General features: G+C 69.9%; 2 protein-coding genes. One reads left to right on the top strand and one right to left on the bottom strand.

From position 1 onward, the window contains the following. Positions 1-3,263 (bottom strand): cobaltochelatase subunit CobN (locus ACXJJV_RS05790; protein WP_456467240.1); only part of this gene is annotated, 3,263 nt, incomplete at its 3' end. A gap of 228 nt (positions 3,264-3,491) precedes the next feature. Here ACXJJV_RS05790 and ACXJJV_RS05785 point away from each other — a divergent pair. Next, positions 3,492-4,136, top strand: coding sequence for a hypothetical protein (locus ACXJJV_RS05785; protein ID WP_456467239.1), 645 nt, complete (start codon positions 3,492-3,494; stop codon positions 4,134-4,136). Positions 4,137-4,812 lie beyond the last annotated feature (676 nt).

The raw sequence follows: 4,812 nt of genomic DNA, 5'->3' as shown, positions 1-4,812 counted from the left end.
CGGCATCCGTCGTAGCCGTGCTTGAGCATCTCCCGCTTCCACTTCTCGTTCAGGAGCCGGGAGGCGGCGCCGGAGCGGACGACGGTCTGCAGGTCCTGGACCTCGGGGTCCTCGCCGGAGCAGGAGTCGATGACGTAGGTCTCGGCGTCCTCGGCGGCCGCGGTCAGCCCGCCGAGGAACTCGTAGTAGTGGTCGAGGTCGATGACGTCGTAGGAGCGGTGCGAGCGGACCTGGGCGGTCGCGTCCTGGCGGCCGGCCACGGTCTCGAAGAGCTCGCGGGCCTCCTCCCCGTGGATTTCCTCGCCGTACGCGTAGCCCATGTCGTTGAGGTAGGCGTCGATCAGCTCGGCCTCGTCGTCCCAGTCCGAGGACTCGACCTTGGAGCGCATGTTGTCGGCCGCGTAGAGGTCGGGTCGGGGGCCGAACACGCGGGCCTCGGGGTGCTCGTGGCCTTCCTCGCGGAGCTCCCGGACGTGCTTCCTCACGGGGTTCACGTCCTCGGGCTCGTCGAGCTTGGCGACCTTCCGCACGGCCCGGTCGATCAGCTCGACCACGTTGGGGAACGTGTCCCGGAAGATCCCGCACATGGTGACGACGACGTCCACCCGGGGCCGGTCCAGCTCCTCGGCGGGGATGGGCTCGACGTCGATCACGTTGCCGGCGTCGTCGCGGACGGGTCGGACGCCGAGGAGCTCGAAGATCATCGCGACGGTCTCGCCGCCCGTCTGCATCGTCTCGAAGGCCCAGAGGACGAGGCCCACGGTCTCCGGGTACCGGCCGTGCTCCTCCCGGTAGCGCTCGAGCAGCTCCCTCACGGCCTTGCGGGCGCGCTCCTCGGCCTCGGGGGTGGGGATCCGCCGCGGGTTGAGGGAGGTGAGGTTCCGACCGGTGGGCACGACCTCGGGGTTCCGCTCGATCTCGCCTCCGGGGGACGGCTCGAGGTAGCGGCCGCGGAGGGCGCGCACGAGGGACTCGGTCTCGCGCTCGTAGGACTCGACCAGCCCGTCGACGAGCCTTCGGACGGCGTCGGGGTCCGAGAACGCCTCCCGGAGCCGGTCCTCGCCCTCCTCGACGTACTCCCGGACGATCTCGACCGCCTCGTCCCGGTCGGTGGCGAGCAGGTCCCGGGACTCGGCGTAGCTCACGGCCGTCTCGGCGATCAGCTCGGGGTCCGGGTCCGCGCCCACGACGTGCAGCCCGCACGGGATCCGGTCCCGCAGCGCCCGGCGGACCATCGCCTCCACCGCGCCCACGAACGCGTCGTCGTCCTCGACCTCGAGCCGGATCCCGGCGGCCTCGACGACCTCGCGGAGCTCCTCCACGTCCGCCCGGCCCTCGCGCACGTCCTCGCAGAGGCGCAGGAGGTCCCGGTACCCCTTCAGCTCCGGGTCGGCGAGCGGCGGGTGCAGGTGGGAGACCATGCACGCGTACGTCCGGTGCTTGGCGATCGCGGCCTCGGACGGGTTGTTCACGTTGTACAGGTACACGTGCGGGAGCGGCGTGATGAGCAGGTCCGGGAAGCAGGACTCCGAGAGCGCCTTCTCCTTGCCCGGCAGGAACTCCAGGGTCCCGTGCGTGCCGAAGTGCAGGATCACGTCCGCCCCCCACTCGCGCCGCAGCCACTCGTAGAAGCAGACGTAATGGTGCGTGGGCGGCGTGTCGTCGTGGTACGACTCCTCGGACTCGTGGAGTCCCCGCGTCGGCTGGAAGCCCACGAACACGTCGCCCAGGTCCAGCCCGAAGATGGGGAGCGCACCGTCCACGACCAGCGGGTCCTCCTCCGGCTTGCCCCAGGCCTCGAGCACCCGCTCCCTCGCCTCCCGAGGCAGTCCCTCGAACCACTCTCGGTACCGCCCGAGCGGGACCTCGTCCGCCCTCGGCACGTCCTCCGGGCGCCGGTGCCGCAGGTCTGGGTTCCCCAGCCGCCGCAGCGCGTCGTCCGTGACCCGATCCAGGTCCACCTTCAGCCCCAGCTCGTCCCGCAGCAGCCTCAGCACGTTCCGGAGGCTCGAGAACGTGTCCAGGTAGGCCGCCTCCCCCACGTTCTCCTCGCCCGGCGGGTAGTTGAACAGCACGATCGCCACCCTCCGCGGCCCGCGCCGGCGCAGGTCCACCCACCGGCGCACCAGCTCCGCCGCCCGCTCCACGTTCTCCTCGATCGGCTCCATCGCGTGCAGGGGCACGTCCCCGAACCGGCCCACCTCCGCCTGGCACGCGACCGGGGGCAGGAAAATGGCCGAGTCCAGCTCCGGCAGGGACACGTTGATCAGCAGGCTCAGCGGGTCCATCCCGAACTCGCTCTCCTCCCACTCCTCCCGGTCCAGGTACCAGACCTGCGGGGCGACGAAGTAGGGCACGTCCCACCGTCGCAGCAGCTTGATCCCCCGCTCGACCTCGCCGCCCATCGGCCCACCCACGATCCGGAAGCAGGTCAGGGCGACCACCGCGTCCGGCCGCTCACCCTCGAAGAACCGGGTCAGCGTGCCGTACGCGTCCACCGAGCAGTAAGCGCCGACGGCGCCCAGCCCCTCCTCCCGGAGCGCCTCGATGACCGCGTCCACGTGCTCCAGGTTCCCGTTCGAGTAGAAGAACTTGTAGAACGTGACCGGGACGAGCGTCCCGTACTCCTCGCGCAGCTCCCCCAGAAAGTCCTCGTCCACCAGCCCACGCTCCGGGTCGTAGAGCGCGCGGCCCGGGATCTCGCGCGGCGGGTCCGGCTCCCGAACGTCCGCGCCCGCGAGCTCGCGAGCGAGGTACAGCAGCAGGTTCTCCACGTTGTCCACGCCACCGTAGTCCCAGTACCGGAACGCCCGCATCGCGACCTTCAGCCGCCTCAGCGCCCCGAACCATCCCATCCTCTCCGCGAGCTTGGCCCCGCGCTCCAGCGCCTCGTCCATGCGCACGCCCGACAGGTTGTCCCTCCGACCCTCCATCATCCGTCTCAGGAACCGGAAGAGCCGACTCTTTTCCAGCCCCAGGCTCTTGAACGAGGCACGCATGACCTCGAAGCAGGAGTGCACCGCGACGAACGGCGTTTCCTCCGCGAGCCCGTCCAGATTCACCGATCTCGCCGCGGCCGTGTCCATCACGTTCAGTACCGCGAAGTCGGCCTCGCGCATCGCCTCCACGAACTCCTCCGACCGCTCGCGCAGGTCCCACGAGTAGAACATCCGAACGTCAACCTTGCCCCTCAGGCGCTCCGCGGCCTTCGCGACGCTGAGCGAGTACGGCTGGTGCCCAATCACTACGACCGCTTTAACCATTAGATCATCCCCGTTTAAGCCGCCCGGTCTGAGCTAATAATTATTTCACACCGAGCCGCCGGATAGTAGGAGGTAGTGACAGAACGAAAGGCGATCGTCCGAGCCGTACCGGCGCAGCCCCGGCGTTCACGCTCGATGATCACTTCTAGGAGATGAAAAGCACCCTACCTCCCGATCGTACCGGTCCCATCTTCCCCGTAGCCGTGGGTCCCGGGGGACCGCGGGCCGATGGAGCCTCTGACGCTGGCGCTGCTCGCCCTCCCCGGGGACCCGTGGGACGTCTTCGGCCCCGTTCTCGAGCATCCAGAGACGCTCCTTGCCGGGAGCAGGGGTGGCGGTGGTGGCCGGAGCGTCGGCGGCAGGGCCGGGGCCAGGCTCTTCCGGGCCGGTGAGGTGCTGGAGTCCGGGAAGCTTTACCGGGCGCTCAAGGGGCGCTGGTTCCGGTGTCATCACTCGAGGCTGGAGTGCGAGCGGCTGCTGGTCCTGTACCGGAGGGTGCGGGCCTACTACACGGCGTCGTTCCTGTGCAAGGCGGCCCCCGTGACGTTCCTCACCTTCCTGGGGCTGGCAGACGTCCTGGAGCGTGAGGACGCCCCGACCGCGTACCTCTACGCCCTGATCTCGGCGATCTTCCTCCCCCAATTCGGACGGCCGAGGTGTCGGAGATGGAGGAAGCCGTCGAGGCCTTTTCGGACGCCGTGCTCGCCGGCAAGGGTTCCCAAAGACTGCCTCCGCTCCTTCCGAGGGCACGGCGTTCACGACGTAAGGCTCGTGCTGAGGGTGCACTCGGTGCTCTCGGCGCTGCTCGTGGTGGTGCTGACCTGGACGCCGCTCGGGAGGGTCAAGAGCCGGACCCTCCTGCTACGTCGCTGACGACGGCCGTGATACTCATCCCGGTGCTCCCGGGACTCTGGGTGCCGAGGTGGAGCTCGTGGGTGGTCGGATGAGCCGCCAGGGACGCCGACGTCCGCCCGACCGGCCCGCGGTCGTGAATCAAGCCCTTCCCTCGGGAGGCTGCGCCGAGGCGGGACCGCCGGTGGGAATGATGACCGCCTGGGTCCCCGAGCGGTGAGGAAACTGGGGCGGCCCTGACCCGAGGTGGACGCGCCCGTCCGCGCGGCCGCCGCCATCATCAACCCGGACCCGCGTCGAGGCCCGGGGCCGCCGCTCTTCCCGAGAAGTAGATGTGAGGCGGGGGTAAGCCGGGCCCGTAGTCGTAGGAGGGTTCCGACCGGTGGGCTCGAGTCCGATCGTTCCGGCTCGTTGGGGTCGGCACTCCGCGGGTCGAAATCACGTTCGGTGGGTCGGAGACCCGTTGAGCAGTTCGGGTCCGGCCTTCGGTGTCGGGCCGGACGCCCGCGCCGGGCGTCGGGTACCGAACCCGGTCGGGGCTGACGTCGCTCTCGGAGGCTCGGTATCGGGGTTTTCTCCTGGAACGACCGGGGCGTGCGCCGCGCTCCCGGTCCTGGGAGTCTCACGTCTTACACCGGCCGCCGCGTCGGGGAAGCCTCCTACGCCTCCTCCCTGCTCACCGTGATCTCGCAGACGC

The organism is Methanopyrus sp. (assembly GCF_053997775.1).
Note: the sequence above shows the minus strand (reverse complement) of the source record. Positions and strands in the feature narration are given on the sequence as shown.